General features: G+C 45.3%; 16 protein-coding genes and 3 pseudogenes. 5 read left to right on the top strand and 14 right to left on the bottom strand.

The window, feature by feature from the left end; all coding sequences use genetic code 11:
• Window positions 1-29: 29 nt before the first annotated feature.
• A complete protein-coding gene (locus ACZ8ZH_RS18230) occupies window positions 30-548 on the bottom strand; it encodes a hypothetical protein (protein ID WP_005005747.1) in 519 nt (172 codons plus the stop codon).
• Window positions 549-622: 74 nt separating this feature from the next.
• On the opposite strand from ACZ8ZH_RS18230, the gene ACZ8ZH_RS18225 reads away from it, so the two are divergent.
• Window positions 623-976, top strand: a complete 354-nt coding sequence (locus tag ACZ8ZH_RS18225) for a hypothetical protein (protein WP_005005748.1) — start codon at window positions 623-625, stop codon at window positions 974-976.
• A 99-nt stretch (window positions 977-1,075) separates the two neighbouring features.
• On the opposite strand, the gene ACZ8ZH_RS18220 is transcribed toward ACZ8ZH_RS18225, so the two are convergent.
• Window positions 1,076-1,822, bottom strand: a complete 747-nt coding sequence (locus tag ACZ8ZH_RS18220; RefSeq protein WP_005005749.1) for a hypothetical protein — start codon at window positions 1,820-1,822, stop codon at window positions 1,076-1,078.
• A 60-nt stretch (window positions 1,823-1,882) separates the two neighbouring features.
• On the opposite strand from ACZ8ZH_RS18220, the gene ACZ8ZH_RS18215 reads away from it, so the two are divergent.
• On the top strand, window positions 1,883-2,245 hold the full coding sequence (locus tag ACZ8ZH_RS18215) for a hypothetical protein (RefSeq protein ID WP_005005750.1): 363 nt from the start codon (window positions 1,883-1,885) through the stop codon (window positions 2,243-2,245).
• Between the two features lie 175 nt (window positions 2,246-2,420).
• On the opposite strand, the gene ACZ8ZH_RS18210 is transcribed toward ACZ8ZH_RS18215, so the two are convergent.
• Entirely contained in the window at window positions 2,421-2,720 is a 300-nt protein-coding gene (locus tag ACZ8ZH_RS18210; RefSeq protein WP_005005752.1) for a hypothetical protein, read from the bottom strand.
• 270 nt (window positions 2,721-2,990) lie between these two features.
• Between ACZ8ZH_RS18210 and ACZ8ZH_RS18205 the strand changes: the two are divergent.
• Window positions 2,991-3,826: pseudogene (locus ACZ8ZH_RS18205) on the top strand (IS3-like element ISAba14 family transposase); the annotation flags it as partial.
• Between the two features lie 54 nt (window positions 3,827-3,880).
• On the opposite strand, the gene ACZ8ZH_RS18200 reads toward ACZ8ZH_RS18205, so the two are convergent.
• The 5 genes and pseudogenes from ACZ8ZH_RS18200 to ACZ8ZH_RS18180 form a co-directional block, all read right to left on the bottom strand.
• Window positions 3,881-5,019, bottom strand: a protein-coding gene (locus ACZ8ZH_RS18200) for an IS3-like element ISKpn11 family transposase (protein ID WP_162832797.1) whose coding sequence is annotated in 2 segments (ribosomal slippage) — window positions 3,881-4,752 and window positions 4,752-5,019 — 1,140 coding nt in all. Because the reading frame shifts where the segments join, the coding sequence is not laid out codon by codon here.
• Between the two features lie 85 nt (window positions 5,020-5,104).
• Window positions 5,105-5,365: pseudogene (locus ACZ8ZH_RS18195) on the bottom strand (ATP-binding protein); the annotation flags it as partial.
• A gap of 12 nt (window positions 5,366-5,377) precedes the next feature.
• Window positions 5,378-6,238, bottom strand: coding sequence for an aminoglycoside N-acetyltransferase AAC(3)-IIe (gene aac(3)-IIe / locus ACZ8ZH_RS18190; RefSeq protein ID WP_000557452.1), 861 nt, complete (start codon window positions 6,236-6,238; stop codon window positions 5,378-5,380).
• A 141-nt stretch (window positions 6,239-6,379) separates the two neighbouring features.
• Entirely contained in the window at window positions 6,380-7,240 is an 861-nt protein-coding gene (locus tag ACZ8ZH_RS18185) for a broad-spectrum class A beta-lactamase TEM-1 (RefSeq protein ID WP_000027057.1), read from the bottom strand.
• 182 nt (window positions 7,241-7,422) lie between these two features.
• Window positions 7,423-7,980: a recombinase family protein gene (locus ACZ8ZH_RS18180; protein ID WP_001235713.1), complete on the bottom strand. Its 558-nt coding sequence runs from the start codon at window positions 7,978-7,980 to the stop codon at window positions 7,423-7,425.
• Between the two features lie 164 nt (window positions 7,981-8,144).
• Here ACZ8ZH_RS18180 and ACZ8ZH_RS18175 point away from each other — a divergent pair, with 164 nt between their 5' ends.
• On the top strand, window positions 8,145-11,150 hold the full coding sequence (locus ACZ8ZH_RS18175) for a Tn3-like element Tn3 family transposase (protein WP_021529705.1): 3,006 nt from the start codon (window positions 8,145-8,147) through the stop codon (window positions 11,148-11,150).
• A 32-nt stretch (window positions 11,151-11,182) separates the two neighbouring features.
• Here the strand turns inward: ACZ8ZH_RS18175 and ACZ8ZH_RS18170 are convergent.
• The 4 genes and pseudogenes from ACZ8ZH_RS18170 to aph(3'')-Ib all read right to left on the bottom strand — a co-directional run.
• A pseudogene (locus ACZ8ZH_RS18170) lies at window positions 11,183-11,680 on the bottom strand (IS6-like element IS26 family transposase); the annotation flags it as partial.
• A 685-nt stretch (window positions 11,681-12,365) separates the two neighbouring features.
• Window positions 12,366-13,895: a MobA/MobL family protein gene (locus ACZ8ZH_RS18165; protein ID WP_010591596.1), complete on the bottom strand. Its 1,530-nt coding sequence runs from the start codon at window positions 13,893-13,895 to the stop codon at window positions 12,366-12,368.
• On the bottom strand, window positions 13,814-14,650 hold the full coding sequence (locus ACZ8ZH_RS18160) for an aminoglycoside O-phosphotransferase APH(6)-Id (RefSeq protein WP_000480968.1): 837 nt from the start codon (window positions 14,648-14,650) through the stop codon (window positions 13,814-13,816). Before ACZ8ZH_RS18160 ends, ACZ8ZH_RS18165 begins: the two co-directional genes overlap by 82 nt.
• On the bottom strand, window positions 14,650-15,453 hold the full coding sequence (gene aph(3'')-Ib / locus ACZ8ZH_RS18155; RefSeq protein ID WP_001082319.1) for an aminoglycoside O-phosphotransferase APH(3'')-Ib: 804 nt from the start codon (window positions 15,451-15,453) through the stop codon (window positions 14,650-14,652). Before aph(3'')-Ib ends, ACZ8ZH_RS18160 begins: the two co-directional genes overlap by 1 nt.
• Window positions 15,454-15,685: 232 nt before the next feature.
• On the opposite strand from aph(3'')-Ib, the gene ACZ8ZH_RS18150 reads away from it, so the two are divergent.
• Window positions 15,686-15,970: a hypothetical protein gene (locus ACZ8ZH_RS18150; RefSeq protein WP_034619196.1), complete on the top strand. Its 285-nt coding sequence runs from the start codon at window positions 15,686-15,688 to the stop codon at window positions 15,968-15,970.
• On the opposite strand, the gene ACZ8ZH_RS18145 is transcribed toward ACZ8ZH_RS18150, so the two are convergent.
• Both ACZ8ZH_RS18145 and ACZ8ZH_RS18140 read right to left on the bottom strand, forming a co-directional pair.
• Window positions 15,971-16,201, bottom strand: coding sequence for a hypothetical protein (locus tag ACZ8ZH_RS18145; RefSeq protein WP_005028396.1), 231 nt, complete (start codon window positions 16,199-16,201; stop codon window positions 15,971-15,973). It abuts the gene before it with no gap.
• The gene (locus ACZ8ZH_RS18140) at window positions 16,198-16,677 is read right to left on the bottom strand and encodes a RepB family plasmid replication initiator protein (protein ID WP_005267630.1); all 480 of its coding nucleotides are present in this window, start codon (window positions 16,675-16,677) and stop codon (window positions 16,198-16,200) included. Before ACZ8ZH_RS18140 ends, ACZ8ZH_RS18145 begins: the two co-directional genes overlap by 4 nt.
• Between the last annotated feature and the right edge of the window lie 29 nt (window positions 16,678-16,706).

Raw genomic sequence — 16,706 nt, 5'->3', positions numbered from 1 at the left:
TGAAGTGGTATTTAATAGTTTAAGGACTTTTAAGCGAAAAACCCAATATCATTAATTAGTTTTAACGAACATTCTTTTAATGCAACTTCATAACCGCCGTTATTATTAAATGTAAAAGCAAATGGTAGCATTTTATCAATCGCAAATATCTTCTCTAATAAGTCGTTGTTTTCTGCAGATGGCTTATCCTTTAAGGCATATTGCATGGAAAACTTAGCATTTATACCCGTGCTTTTATATAAAGCATTTATTTGTTCTTTAAGGCTTTTTTCCACTTCTTGCACAGTATTGAAAATAAAATTCTGATTAACAGTGAATTTATCAGTTTTCAAAGATCCAAAGGTCCACGCCAGACTCTCCGAAACCACATACCCTAGAACAGTCTGCAATTCTTCATCTTCAAATTTGTGATAATGAACGTATGATTTAGTTTTACCGTTAAAATATAAAATAGAAATGGAGAACAACACCTCTTTGTGAGCATATTTAAAAGGTACTTTAACAAGACTATAAAAGTTTAAGAGCTCAACGTTGGAGGCTTTAGACATATTTTTTAAAAAAATTTTAAAGACATTAAAGTGATTATACTAAAAATATCAAAGAAATGTTAAAGGGTTTTAAAATGGATACAGTTGTTCTAAAAAATAGTTTAATTGCTAGTTTAGTTTTTGTATGTGTGTTCCTGGTGTTCCAAAACATCGACCATAGAGTTTCTGAACGTATACAGCTTGAGTCAACCAGTGCAGCATTCGAGTCGCTTGATAAAGACTTTTCTGCGATCAAAAGAAATGTGGATACTGAATTCAATAAGCTCCCGAAGTACGTGAAGCCAAGCAAAGAGCAATCGATCAATGATGCATTGGAATTCATTAAATTCTCGAAACAGACCTTTACTGACACAATGGCCCAAAATGAAGAACTTTTAGCAGAAGTTAAGGGTTTTGAGAAAAAGGCAAATGATGTTTTAGAAAAATAATAGTTATTTTAAAAAGAAAAATGGGAAGCTATAAGCCTCCCATTCTTTTAATGTCGTAAGAAACATTTAAATTTTGTTCTTAAAAGTATTATAGTAAAACTAATAATTTATGCAAATACTTTTAACAGAAATATCTAAAAGGTCTTTAACACTCAACGAATCCGAATAACTTAGACAGTGTGAATAAATTGTTAAAGTAGTCGAGTGTATATGTAAAACATTGGTATACCCATTAGAGATATGCGAATTATTATATATGTAAAACCTAACATACTTTTTAGTCGTATCTTGCGTAAAACTTACCAGATAATCTTTTGTGTTTTCATTTATGTTATCTTCGTATTGCTCTGTTATGCTCAGGATCTCTTTGCTGTTCAGCCAATAACTGCCTGTTTTATCTTGTTTAATCTGTTCCAAAATCAAATTATTTAATGACTGGTACTCTTTCGTTATTGCTTTGGCATATCGTTTTGATGACTGATGTTCTTTCCAGTCAATTTTTGCTTTCTTAAACAGTTTGAAAGCTGTAACCGCGCACAATATAGCTGAGATGGTACATAATATTATTCTACTACTATCACCTATAATGCCAATCATTCCTAAATGCACATCTTTTGAGAATAAACCGTTCAAAGATAGGTATACGCCAAAGATACAAAAACTTAACGCAAAAACCACAACTAAAATTAAAGTTGCTCTAATTAAAAGCTCATTAAAAGTAATTTTTCTTAAACTTTTGGTATAAAGCTTAATCTTATCTTTTTCAGATTTTAACATTTTAGCCAAGAACTTATGTTCTCTTTTTCCTCTGCTAAAAGGTGGTGTTACAGCATCTTTAAAAGTCATGTATAATCAAAAGTATTTTAACGTTCCATTAAATATACACTACACCTGGGCCTATTTAAAATGAAACATTATAGAATTATCGCTATTTTAATACCTTTAATATTTTCAGGTTGTGCAGCAAGCCACTCAGACAAAGAGCTTGTTGACTCTTATTACAATGACCAACAAAAAACAATAGAAAGCGATGTAGATCAACTCGTTAATTCCTACTCCGCTAAAGTCGTTACTCAGTACTACCCTGAACCATACTTCAATCCAACCAAGCCAATACCGCATTATTACGCTTTAAAGCTTGATGAAATGGGTATCCCTTACCCAAAAGAGCTTGTATACGACAATGCCGACTATAATTTTTATAAAGAGCAGGCTAAGTTTAATGCAAACAATAATGACGTAATTGATACAGATCACCACGATCACTAAAACTTTTTTATCGTAGGTGTTTTGTTGAGGGGCGTTTCTTGCCGAAACCTTTCTTAACCCCTTAGTGTATGAGGGTAAAAGATTCATACTATATTTTAGAAAATACACTTGATGGAGATAAAGACCAAAAAATCAAAGTGTTGAGAGTAAGCCAGTATGATACTTTTTATTACCCTCATACATTATCTTCTGAACTATCTTCACTCCTTTTTTGATTGGCTTCTTTGATAACATTTTCAATAAAACAGATAACTAAATTTAAAGCGATTAAAAATAATACGATATAGCCAATAGTTTTTAGAGTTAGTACAAAGTTATTGAATACATAAGTTGATGCTTTTCCTATTCCTATATAAACCACATAACATGCAAATATAACCAATGCTATTGCACTAATTGAAATTATTGCAAGTCCAGTATTTTTTAAAAATGAGCGCAATAAGTATTTATCGAATTTAGAATTATTCATAGCCATATACTATCCTTCATAAAAATTTCATTTTCTAACATTGAACGAAGCGCAACTATTGCTGCACCACCGCCAACAATAATTATGATAAAGCCGAATAAAAAATTGAGATTCATGTTTGCAGCTATGTTTAATTATTTAGATTTAAGCAACTTAATTAGTAGCATTACAATAGTTATTGTACGAGAGTACTTTACTCTAGAGATGGATCCGTAAATTTGAACAACTCCTATAAGTGATATTCTGCTCCTCAAATGATGTTATAAACATCAATATATGGAGTATTTTATGGCACGTAGACCAAGAAGAAATCATTCAAATGATTTTAAAGCTAAGGTAGCACTTGCTGCGATTAAAGCAGAAAAAACACTTGCTGAATTGAGTGCTGAGTTTGATGTTCATCAAAACCAAATTATTGACTGGAAAAATCAATTGATCTCAGCTTCCTCGCAAGCTTTCGATCAATCAAAAGCTCCAACAGAACCACCCATCGATCTAAAAAAACTACATGCAAAAATCGGTGAGCAGGCATTAGAAATTGATTTTTTAGAAGGTGTGTTGAAGAAACTGGGCCGCTTCAACCACAAAAGTTAATCGACGACTCACTTCAGATTTCAGTATCTAAGCAAGCTAAGCTGCTGAAAGTCTCCCGTGGTTGTTATTACTATCGCCCAAAACCTGTGAGTGCATCAGATCTGAAGCTGATGCGATGTATTGATGAATTACATATGCAATATCCTTTTGCAGGCAGTCGTATGATGCGTGATTTGTTGAATCGTCAAGGACATCATATAGGACGACGTCATACACGTACTTTAATGAAGAAAATGGGTATTCAGGCGTTATATTGCAAACCAAATTTAAGCCAGGCTAATCAAGCTCACCGTAAATATCCATATCTGCTCAAAGGGTTGGCTATTCAGCGCAGTAATCAAGTGTGGTCTACGGATATAACGTATATCCCTATGGCAAAAGGCTTTGTTTATTTATGTGCTGTGATTGATTGGCATAGCCGCAAGGTACTTGCGCATAGGGTATCGATTAGTATGGAGGTGGATTTTTGTATTTCGGCTTTAAATGAAGCGATTGAAAAATATGGTCGACCAGAGGTGGCTCGGTTTGTCTGAACAGTTTTGGGCGTTTTGCTAAGTGGATTTCCGCCTTGATTATGCCGCCACCATCATTGGTGCCAGCGCGTTGAAGTAGGCCTGATCCGGCGTCTGCCGGTCAAGGGATGAATGTGGACGTCGGCTATTGTAGAAGGCGAGATAGCGGCCGATGCCAGCGCGAGCCTCGGATACGGTCTTGTAGGCGTGGAGATAGACCTCTTCGTATTTGATCGACCGCCAGAGCCGCTCGACGAAGACGTTGTCGCGCCACGCGCCCTTGCCATCCATCGAGATGGCGATCTCCGCCTTCTTCAGCACGGCTGTGAAGTCGATGGAGGTGAACTGCGAACCCTGATCGGTGTTGAATATTTCAGGCTTTCCATAGCGGGCCAGCGCGTCCTCGACCGCTTCGATGCAGAAGTCCGCCTCCATCGTGATCGACAGCCGCCAGGACAGAACCCGCCGGCTAAACCAGTCCACGACGGCGCAGAGATAGACGAATCCCCGCGCCATCGGCACATACGTTATGTCCATTGCCCAGACCTGGTTGGGCCGGGTGACCGCCAGCTTGCGCAGGAGATAAGGATAGATTTTGTGACCTGGCGCTGGTTTGGAGGTGTTCGGGCGACGGTAGATTGCCTCGATGCCCATCTTCTTCATCAGCGTGGCGACGTGCAACCGCCCGACCTCGGTCCCTTCACCCCTCAAAAGCCCTTGCAACATCCGACTTCCGGCGAACGGATAGTCGAGGTGCAGTTCGTCGATCCGCCGCATCAGGTCCAGATCGCCGTCGGACACTTGACGTGGAGAATAGTAGACACTGCCACGGCTGAAGCCGAGAAGCCTGGCCTGACGTGCGACCGACAGTTTGTGTGTTCGGTCGATCATTTCTTTCCGCCCAGCAATCCCGCTTTGCCGAGCGCTCCGGCTAAAAAATCATTCTCCAATGTCAGTTCGCCTATTTTGGCGTGCAGCGTTTTGACATCGACGGTTGGACCTGCCGGTTCCGCCTTCGCTTCATCGCCGAAAACGCCTGTCGCCCCATCAAGGAGCTGGTCTTTCCACTGTTTGATCTGGTTGGCATGCACGTCGAACTGCTGGGACAATTCCACCAGCGTCTGCTCACCTCGGATCGCGGCGAGCGCCACTTTTGCCTTGAAAGCCGGGCTGTGGTTCCGGCGCGGTCGTCTTGTCATGGTATCTCCTGTTCCCGGCATCTAAGCCGAAGTCAGGCAGAAATTCCACTTATCACCGCTGTGCAGATTTCCCGAGCCACCTCTGATAGTCCGGGTGCACGAGCGTCATTGGGATGATGATGTCCTGCGAGTAATTCCTGCGAATCTCGCTGACCGCAGCGATCGTAAGTCCCCTCCACAAGGGGAGATCCTGATAGTCTCCGCTCGCTGGTATGGGGACCGTTTCTTTCACCACGAACCCGATTTCCTCAGGGTCAAAGATCAGCGATTTCGGACGCCGATCGCGCAGCCGCTCAGCGAGAGTCGTCTTTCCGGCGCCGAAAGGTCCGTTGATCCAGATTATCATTGTCGACGGCCTCTAACCGGAAGGCTCGCAAGAGCGCTGGGCGGCTTCGTGTGCTGGCACGATCGGAGTGGCTCCGAAGTGCTTCTCAAGATAGGTGACGCCGAACGTCACGATGTCCTGCGCGTCGAACAGGTAGCACTGAGCAAAGCCCACGACACCTTCTCGATGGCGACCGAGCTTCACGTAAGCATTTGCTATAGTTTCGACCGCATCCGGCTTTCCTTCGATAGCAAAGCAATCGAGAATGCCGTTTGAATCGTATTCTGATGCCGTTTTCCAGGCGACTTCACCGTTTCTTCCAAGCATCGGCATCTCATACGTCACCCATCGTTTGTTGGGGATATCCGCAACCGCCTCGGCGTAGTGCAATGCGGTAACGGAGTTTAGCGGCGCACCCAACAGCAGGGCCTTCCCGCCAAGGCGGACGAACCGCTCGACGGGCGACCCTTCCCCCAAGGCGTGACCGAGTTCGTGAGGCTCCGTCAGCGTTTCAGCTAGCGGACCAACCGCGACCATCGATGCATCGGGGTGCGCGCTGCGCCGCGCGCCGGGGGCTTGAACCAGAAATTGATTCAGCAGGCCGAACCCACGGTAAGTCCCGGCCGTTGCGGGATCGAACGGCGGCCAGGTACGGCGGGCTTTGTCATCCAACCGAGCGCCATTCAGAGTCTCCTCGTAGGGTGATCGGTCCCACGACGCGTATCCCATCACAGTGCCAGTCGGCCCAACCGCGGAGCGTAACGCGGCAACGACCGTCTCCGCTCCTCCTTCGACCGGACCAATCGCTTTAAGTGAGGCATGCACCATCAACAGGTCACCGGTTTGGACTCCGAGTTTTCGAATTGCCTCCGTTATTGCCTTCCGCGTATGCATCGCGATATCTCCTCTAAACTGCAAAACACTATACCTATCGAGAGGCACTGTTGCAAAGTTAGCGATGAGGCAGCCTTTTGTCTTATTCAAAGGCCTTACATTTCAAATCTAAAGTATATATGAGTAAACTTGGTCTGACAGTTACCAATGCTTAATCAGTGAGGCACCTATCTCAGCGATCTGTCTATTTCGTTCATCCATAGTTGCCTGACTCCCCGTCGTGTAGATAACTACGATACGGGAGGGCTTACCATCTGGCCCCAGTGCTGCAATGATACCGCGAGACCCACGCTCACCGGCTCCAGATTTATCAGCAATAAACCAGCCAGCCGGAAGGGCCGAGCGCAGAAGTGGTCCTGCAACTTTATCCGCCTCCATCCAGTCTATTAATTGTTGCCGGGAAGCTAGAGTAAGTAGTTCGCCAGTTAATAGTTTGCGCAACGTTGTTGCCATTGCTGCAGGCATCGTGGTGTCACGCTCGTCGTTTGGTATGGCTTCATTCAGCTCCGGTTCCCAACGATCAAGGCGAGTTACATGATCCCCCATGTTGTGCAAAAAAGCGGTTAGCTCCTTCGGTCCTCCGATCGTTGTCAGAAGTAAGTTGGCAGCAGTGTTATCACTCATGGTTATGGCAGCACTGCATAATTCTCTTACTGTCATGCCATCCGTAAGATGCTTTTCTGTGACTGGTGAGTACTCAACCAAGTCATTCTGAGAATAGTGTATGCGGCGACCGAGTTGCTCTTGCCCGGCGTCAACACGGGATAATACCGCACCACATAGCAGAACTTTAAAAGTGCTCATCATTGGAAAACGTTCTTCGGGGCGAAAACTCTCAAGGATCTTACCGCTGTTGAGATCCAGTTCGATGTAACCCACTCGTGCACCCAACTGATCTTCAGCATCTTTTACTTTCACCAGCGTTTCTGGGTGAGCAAAAACAGGAAGGCAAAATGCCGCAAAAAAGGGAATAAGGGCGACACGAAAATGTTGAATACTCATACTCTTCCTTTTTCAATATTATTGAAGCATTTACCAGGGTTATTGTCTCATGAGCGGATACATATTTGAATGTATTTAGAAAAATAAACAAATAGGGGTTCCGCGCACATTTCCCCGAAAAGTGCCACCTGACGTCTAAGAAACCATTATTATCATGACATTAACCTATAAAAATAAGCGTATCACGAGGCCCTTTCGTCTTCAAGAATTTTATAAACCGTGGAGCGGGCAATACTGAGCTGATGAGCAATTTCCGTTGCACCAGTGCCCTTCTGATGAAGCGTCAGCACGACGTTCCTGTCCACGGTACGCCTGCGGCCAAATTTGATTCCTTTCAGCTTTGCTTCCTGTCGGCCCTCATTCGTGCGTTCTAGGATCCTCCGGCGTTCAGCCTGTGCCACAGCCGACAGGATGGTGACCACCATTTGCCCCATATCACCGTCGGTACTGATCCCGTCATCAATGAACCGGACTGCCACGCCCTGAGCGTCAAATTCCTTTATCAGTTGGATCATATCGGCAGTGTCGCGGCCAAGACGGTCGAGCTTCTTAACCAGAATGACATCACCTTCCTCCACCTTCATCCTCAGCAAATCCAGCCCTTCCCGGTCTGTTGAACTGCCGGATGCCTTATCGGTAAATATACGGTTTGCTTTCACACCTGCGTCTTTGAGTGCTCTGACCTGAAGATCAAGAGACTGCTGACTGGTTGAGACCCGAGCGTAACCAAAAAGTCGCATAAAAATGTACCTTAAATCGAATATCGGACAACTCATGTCTATTATTACAAATTTACGATTTAATAGACATATTAATGTAACAGTTTTACGATGTCCGATAATTTATAACATTTCATGACGGTTGGAAAAATGTTACTAAATGCCCGTCAGGCAGGGAGGCCGATATGCCCGTTGACTTTCTGACCACTGAGCAGACTGAAAGCTATGGCAGATTCACCGGTGAACCGGATGAGCTTCAGCTGGCACGATATTTTCACCTTGATGAAGCAGACAAGGAATTTATCGGAAAAAGCAGAGGTGATCACAACCGTCTGGGCATTGCCCTGCAAATTGGATGTGTCCGTTTTCTGGGCACCTTCCTCACCGATATGAATCATATTCCTTCCGGCGTCCGGCATTTTACCGCCAGACAGCTCGGGATTCGTGATATCACCGTTCTTGCAGAATACGGTCAGAGGGAAAATACCCGCCGTGAGCATGCAGCGCTGATACGTCAGCACTATCAGTATCGTGAATTTGCCTGGCCCTGGACATTTCGCCTTACCCGTCTTTTATATACCCGGAGCTGGATAAGCAACGAACGTCCTGGCCTGCTTTTCGATCTGGCGACAGGGTGGCTTATGCAACATCGTATTATTCTCCCCGGAGCCACTACGCTGACCCGGTTGATTTCAGAGGTAAGGGAAAAGGCGACGTTGCGCCTGTGGAACAAACTGGCACTGATACCGTCAGCCGAACAGCGTTCACAGCTGGAGATGCTGCTGGGGCCAACTGATTGCAGCCGCCTGTCTTTACTGGAATCACTGAAAAAGGGCCCTGTGACCATCAGTGGTCCGGCGTTTAATGAAGCAATTGAACGCTGGAAAACTCTGAACGATTTTGGCCTGCATGCTGAAAACCTGAGTACACTCCCGGCTGTGCGCCTGAAAAATCTCGCACGTTATGCTGGTATGACTTCGGTGTTCAATATTGCCAGGATGTCACCGCAGAAAAGGATGGCGGTTCTGGTTGCCTTTGTCCTTGCATGGGAAACGCTGGCGCTGGATGATGCATTGGACGTTCTGGACGCCATGCTGGCCGTTATCATCCGTGACGCCAGAAAGATTGGGCAGAAAAAACGGCTCCGCTCGCTGAAGGATCTGGATAAATCTGCATTGGCGCTCGCCAGCGCATGTTCGTACCTGCTGAAAGAAGAAACACCGGACGAATCGATTCGTGCTGAGGTGTTCAGCTACATCCCAAGGCAAAAGCTGGCTGAAATCATCACGCTTGTCCGTGAAATTTCCCGGCCCTCAGACGATAATTTTCATGAAGAAATGGTGGAGCAGTACGGGCGCGTTCGTCGTTTCCTGCCCCATCTGCTGAATACCGTTAAATTTTCATCCGCACCTGCCGGGGTTACCACTCTGAATGCCTGTGACTACCTCAGCCGGGAGTTCAGCTCACGGCGGCAGTTTTTTGACGACGCACCAACGGAAATTATCAGTCGGTCATGGAAACGGCTGGTGATTAACAAGGAAAAACATATCACCCGCAGGGGATACACGCTCTGCTTTCTCAGTAAACTGCAGGATAGTCTGAGGCGGAGGGATGTCTACGTTACCGGCAGTAACCGGTGGGGAGATCCTCGTGCAAGATTACTACAGGGTGCTGACTGGCAGGCAAACCGGATTAAGGTTTATCGTTCTTTGGGGCACCCGACAGACCCGCAGGAAGCAATAAAATCTCTGGGTCATCAGCTTGATAGTCGTTACAGACAGGTTGCTGCACGTCTTTGCGAAAATGAGGCTGTCGAACTCGATGTTTCTGGCCCGAAGCCCCGGTTGACAATTTCTCCCCTCGCCAGTCTTGATGAGCCGGACAGTCTGAAACGACTGAGCAAAATGATCAGTGATCTACTCCCTCCGGTGGATTTAACGGAGTTGCTGCTCGAAATTAACGCCCATACCGGATTTGCTGATGAGTTTTTCCATGCTAGTGAAGCCAGTGCCAGAGTTGATGATCTGCCCGTCAGCATCAGCGCCGTGCTGATGGCTGAAGCCTGCAATATCGGTCTGGAACCACTGATCAGATCAAATGTTCCTGCACTGACCCGACACCGGCTGAACTGGACAAAAGCGAACTATCTGCGGGCTGAAACTATCACCAGCGCTAATGCCAGACTGGTTGATTTTCAGGCAACGCTGCCACTGGCACAGATATGGGGTGGAGGAGAAGTGGCATCTGCAGATGGAATGCGCTTTGTTACGCCAGTCAGAACAATCAATGCCGGACCGAACCGCAAATACTTTGGTAATAACAGAGGGATCACCTGGTACAACTTTGTGTCCGATCAGTATTCCGGCTTTCATGGCATCGTTATACCGGGGACGCTGAGGGACTCTATCTTTGTGCTGGAAGGTCTTCTGGAACAGGAGACCGGGCTGAATCCAACCGAAATTATGACCGATACAGCAGGTGCCAGCGAACTTGTCTTTGGCCTTTTCTGGCTGCTGGGATACCAGTTTTCTCCACGCCTGGCTGATGCCGGTGCTTCGGTTTTCTGGCGAATGGACCATGATGCCGACTATGGCGTGCTGAATGATATTGCCAGAGGGCAATCAGATCCCCGAAAAATAGTCCTTCAGTGGGACGAAATGATCCGGACCGCTGGCTCCCTGAAGCTGGGCAAAGTACAGGTTTCAGTGCTGGTCCGTTCATTGCTGAAAAGTGAACGTCCTTCCGGACTGACTCAGGCAATCATTGAAGTGGGGCGCATCAACAAAACGCTGTATCTGCTTAATTATATTGATGATGAAGATTACCGCCGGCGCATTCTGACCCAGCTTAATCGGGGAGAAAGTCGCCATGCCGTTGCCAGAGCCATCTGTCACGGTCAAAAAGGTGAGATAAGAAAACGATATACCGACGGTCAGGAAGATCAACTGGGCACACTGGGGCTGGTCACTAACGCCGTCGTGTTATGGAACACTATTTATATGCAGGCAGCCCTGGATCATCTCCGGGCGCAGGGTGAAACACTGAATGATGAAGATATCGCACGCCTCTCCCCGCTTTGCCACGGACATATCAATATGCTCGGCCATTATTCCTTCACGCTGGCAGAACTGGTGACCAAAGGACATCTGAGACCATTAAAAGAGGCGTCAGAGGCAGAAAACGTTGCTTAACGTGAGTTTTCGTTCCACTGAGCGTCAGACCCCTTAATCTGTCGGTGTTCAACGTCAGACGGGCACCGGCCTTCGCGTTTGAGCAGAGCAAGCGCGCGACCATAGGCGGGCGCTTTATCCGTGTTGATGAATCGCGGGATCTGCCACTTCTTCACGTTGTTGAGGATTTTACCCAGAAACCGGTATGCAGCTTTGCTGTTACGACGGGAGGAGAGATAAAAATCGACAGTGCGGCCCCGGCTGTCGACGGCCCGGTACAGATACGCCCAGCGGCCATTGACCTTCACGTAGGTTTCATCCATGTGCCACGGGCAAAGATCGGAAGGGTTACGCCAGTACCAGCGCAGCCGTTTTTCCATTTCAGGCGCATAACGCTGAACCCAGCGGTAAATCGTGGAGTGATCGACATTCACTCCGCGTTCAGCCAGCATCTCCTGCAGCTCACGGTAACTGATGCCGTATTTGCAGTACCAGCGTACGGCCCACAGAATGATGTCACGCTGAAAATGCCGGCCTTTGAATGGGTTCATGTGCAGCTCCATCAGCAAAAGGGGATGATAAGTTTATCACCACCGACTATTTGCAACAGTGCCTCAGCTTATTGTCCATCACGATTAAATCACTATTCACTTTTATACATTACCTTATAATTATGACATAGTTTTATATTGTCATACTATGACAAGTTTGTAAATGTCATAAAAGTGCGTCAATCTGTCATAGTTAGTGCGTCAATCTGTCATAGTTGTGCGTCAATCTGTCATAGTTGTGCGTCAATCTGTCATAGTTACCCCCGTCAAAGCCACGTAGAGCAAGGCATAGCGAGGAGCTAAAAATATTTAAAAATATTAAAAAATATTAAAAAAAGAAAAAATTTAAAAAAACCTGTGGATAACTGCCCTATGTACTCGCTTTGCTCGTACTTTTTGACCTCGCTTTGCTCGGTCGTGGGGGCAGTTATTTTCTAATCCTGTTTGTGACTTCAAAAAGCAAAAGCGACTATGGATTCGCTTCGCTCATAGTTTTTTCACTCGCTTCGCTCGGTCTAGGTGCTAATGTCTGCATGGAAATATGAGTTTTCTAGGATTCAAGGCACTTAAAAACGGTTTTTCAGGGAGTCTAGGCGCAACTTTTCGTTGTGTCGCTCGTAGACACTCGCTAATAAAATATTGATATTGTTTAAATATTCTTAATTAAAAGACAAAAAGGATAGATTTAACGACCCTTATCGTTGTCTTGTTCTAAAGATTTTTTAATGTTGATAGCTGAATTACGCTCATTGAGTTCTATCTCAAACGCTTTGATCTTCTGATATGCGTTTTTATCAAGCTGGTACATTTGAGCATCTGCTTTTTTCCAATGTTCATGTGTAACACCAAGATTTTTTATTCTCTGATAATCGGTTTTCAGGTTGTCATACTGGGCTTTGATACCATTGTCATGTTTATGGACTAAATCATCTAATTCTTTTGTCCATGCCTTGATTTTAAAGGGGTTGAATGGCTTATTTTCTTTATGGGTTTCTATCTGATTGAGTAAATTTTTACTCAATTCCATGTATTCACCCATTTTTTGTTTGATGTTTTCTAGTTCCTGATGGTGGATTTTTTCAGCTAAAGCGCGAACTTTAGTTTCAAAAAGACGAACAGCAATTTTTTTATCACTTATCGAAGTGTCTTGAACAATAGGGCTAGATTGCGCTGATTTGCGCTCTAAGCGATTTTCTTGAGGTTTTGGTGGTTCTGTACGTATTTTTGCTTCCGTGGCTGTATGAGCTTGTTTTGTGGCTCTAATCTCGGCTTCATGCTGATCTTTTGCTTTTTGAGTCCGTTCCAGTTGCTTTAAACCATCTAAAACCTTTTTGGATAGGACAATTTCTTGCTCTAATCCTTTTAAAATCTGCTGTTTTTCAGCGTTTCTAGCCTTGATTGCATTATTTTCTAGGGCAATGATCGGCATGATGATTTTTGGATTTCGTTCTTCAACTGGTTTTAATTGTTCACGCTCATATTTACGCTTCATGGCTGTAACTGCGCTTCCTTCATGCAAGGTAGCTTCTAAATCAATTCCTCGGTCTGCATAGCTGCGGTGATCTATACGGGCATCAAAGTTATTTTTTTCTAGGTAGTGATTTGCAAGATCGGCAAAGTCTTTACGCCAAGCTGCAACCGTTTCGGATGATTTCTCTTTGTTGAAATCACGAAATTTATTTTTAGAAAACTCGCCTGTGTCTTTGTCTAGCTGTCGGCTCGTAAACAGAATATGAGCATGATAGTTTCGTTCATCACTTCCACCCCTTGTATGCGGGGCATGAATGACAGCATCAACGATGACGTTATGACGCTCTACAATCTTTTTGCATAAATCATCTAGGAGCTGTTGGCGTTGTTCTGCGTTTAGCTCTTGGGGAAAGGCAATTTCAAACTCTCTTGCTAGGACTGAGTTTTTACGGTTTTCAACTTTTTCAACGATGTTCCAAAGGCTTTGACGGTCTAAAAGTTCTGCTTTTGCATTGTCAGGGGCATAGATTTTTTTAAACTCTACGCCTGTTTTTCTTGGGGTCGTTTGCGGGAGAGGGCGAAATCCTACGCTAAGGCTTTGGCCAACGATATTCTCCGGTAAGATTGATGTGTTCCCAGGGGATAGGAGAAGTCGCTTGATATCTAGTATGACGTCTGTCGCACCTGCTTGATCGCGGCCGCGATAGCTAGATCGCGTTGCTCCTCTTCTCCATCCGCGTTCCAAGCTGCGGAAAGGCACCCATAAGCGTACGCCTGGTCGAGCAGGCGACGCGGATCGACGTCCAGCGCACGAGAGAATGCGTCCGCCATCTGTGCAATGCGTCTAGGATCGAGACAAAGGTCGTCTCTGTCAGCCGGATCGTAGAACATATTGGCGGCGCCAAAGCCCACTTCACCGACCAGACCGACGGGATCTATCACCAGCCAGCCGCGACTGGAGAACATGATGTTTTCATGATGCAGATCGCCATGTAGCCCACGCAGTTCCGAGGCATTGCTCATCATTTGATCGGCTATAATCGCCGCGTGGACGTAGTCAGTTTGACAACCTGCGTTTTGATCATCGCGCGCCCGCTGAAACAAAGCTGCAAAGCGATCCCGGATCGGGAGAAGGGCAGAAGGCAGGGGTTCCTCAGATGCGGCATACAGCTTCGCCATTAGTTCCGCTGCAATTTCGGTCGCCTGGTAGTCGCCGTGCTCGGCAACGATGTGAGAGAGCATTCGCTCCCCGGCATATTCGAGCAACATCAGATTGTTCTCACGACCGAGCAACCGGACTGCTCCCCTCCCATTGCGCCATACCAGATAGTCGGCCCCGCGCAGTTCATCAGCAATGTCTTCTATAGGTTTCAATCCCTTGACGATTGCAGGAGTCCCGTCTGGCAATGAAACTTTCCAAACGAGGCTGGAAAAGGTGTCCGCAATGAGAACAGGTTGCGAAACGTGCCAATGAGCAGGAAAAACAGGCGGCATGAACATCAACCCCAAGTCAGAGGGTCCAATCGCAGATAGAAGGCAAGGCGTTCGCGGTCGGGGGCTTCGATCCCCAATACATTGAATAGGACAGCGAAGGCGCGCTCTGCTTCATCTGGCGCTGCCCAGTTCTCTTCGGCGTTAGCAATCATGAGTGCCAAATCGGCATAGCGATCTGCTGTTCCGAGCCGCCCAAGGTCGATCAGACCCGTGCATTGAAGAGTTTTAGGGTCCACCATGAAGTTCGGCATGCAGGGATCACCATGGCAAACAACCATATCGGTGCGCTCTTGGTCGAGCCGCACCGGTAGCTCTCGTTCGACACGAGCCAAAAGATCGAGCTGCGGCGTACTCTTGTCCTCGTCCGGTAAGAAGTCGGGATTGACGGCATTGCGGGACACCACATCAACGGCGCGTCCGAACATTCGCGACAGCCTGCGCTCAAACGGACATTGATCAACCGATAGGCTGTGAACAGCGCCAAGTTGCTGCCCCATTGACGGCCACGCTTTGAGCAAATCCGCTCCAGACAGATCAGCCGCCGGTACTCCCGGAATTGCCGTTATCACCAAGCATGCACCCTCCTGTTCCTCCTGCCAGTTGATCACCTCGGGGCAAGCCACACCTCGACCTTTGAGCCAAATGAGGCGGTCACGCTCTCCAGCGAGCTCACCGCGGCGGGAAGCAGGTGCGATTTTCGCGAAGGCATGCCCGTCACCACGTCGAAAAACAAAATCACCAGATTCTCCGCCTCTGACAGGCAACCAGTCAGAATGCGATTCACCAAAAAAAATATTAGTTCGATTCAATGGAGGTTCCTTCAGTTTTCTGATGAAGCGCGGAGGTGGCTCATTTGTCTTTTCTCAACAACAACAAAATAATTTTATGGGGTAAAGGGGTATCCCCTTTCGGACTTCCAAACTTAATGAAATTAGTTTGGTAAAGTGCGCCATTCTGGAAAACCATTATAGCTTAGGAAGGCATTGAATCTCAATGGCAGGTATCCTATGCTTGAATGGTTTTTTAGGTATGGGAATTACAATGACAAATGAATCTTTAGAACAGAGAATTGCTAAGCAGGAAGAACGCTTAAAGCAACAGGAAGAACGCTTAAAGCAGCTTAAAGCTCAAAAGCAGGCTAAAGACGCTCGTGAAAAGGCAAAACAGAAAGAACAAGATCGAAAAAACGATACCAGACGTAAAATTTTACTGGGTTCTTACTTGCTCAAGAAAATGGAAGATGAAGCAGAGAAACAAAAAATACTCGCTGGCATCAACGAGTATTTAACAGAAGATCGGGATAGAAAATTATTTAATCTGCCATAATTAATTTTGTATTGTTTTTAGCATATTGATAGCAAAGGTTACTTTGCTTTCAATATCTTTAAGCACTGTTTTATGATCATTGAAATCATCAAAATGTTTAATCTCAACATCAATAATAGAGCTTAAATATCCAGTCAATATCTTTGCTTTTACTTCATTACTCTGATTGAAAATAACATCATTGAATTTGGCAACTTCTTCATCAAAATTAAAATTATCTAACTCAATCATGGTTTAAATCCTAGTTTTTTTAAATATGGAAGAAGCTGTGGTTGTTGGTCAGGATCTCGAAGCATTGTTTTAAGCCTTAATGCTAAATCTTTGTAGCTTTCACCCTCTCTAGCTAAATAACTTAATTCAGAAAGTTCTGATAATTGATTACCAAAACTATCAACCTGAGCATCAGACAGTTTAAGGAAGTTATTTTTCTGTTCTTCAAACATATCAATTGTGTCAGGGCATCTTAATTGCTCTTTTTCTGCATTTTTCTTCTTAAATTTTAGCTCAAGACTATGAAATTTATTGCCCTTTTTAATTAGCTCATATTTAACCGTATAAGGGGATTTTTCATTAATTTCAGTACATGCAGCATCAATCACACGCCTTTTTAAATCAGCAGCATTTGAATATAGACTTTCTAAAGAAAGTATTTTACGCAATTCTTTAAGGGGAATGTTGCAATAACCTGTCGACTTAAATTGCATCATTAATTGATATATTCGGAAGCTATAAGAGA

The sequence above is a fragment of the Acinetobacter sp. SW-226 genome (genome assembly GCF_055632855.1).
Note: the sequence above shows the minus strand (reverse complement) of the source record. Positions and strands in the feature narration are given on the sequence as shown.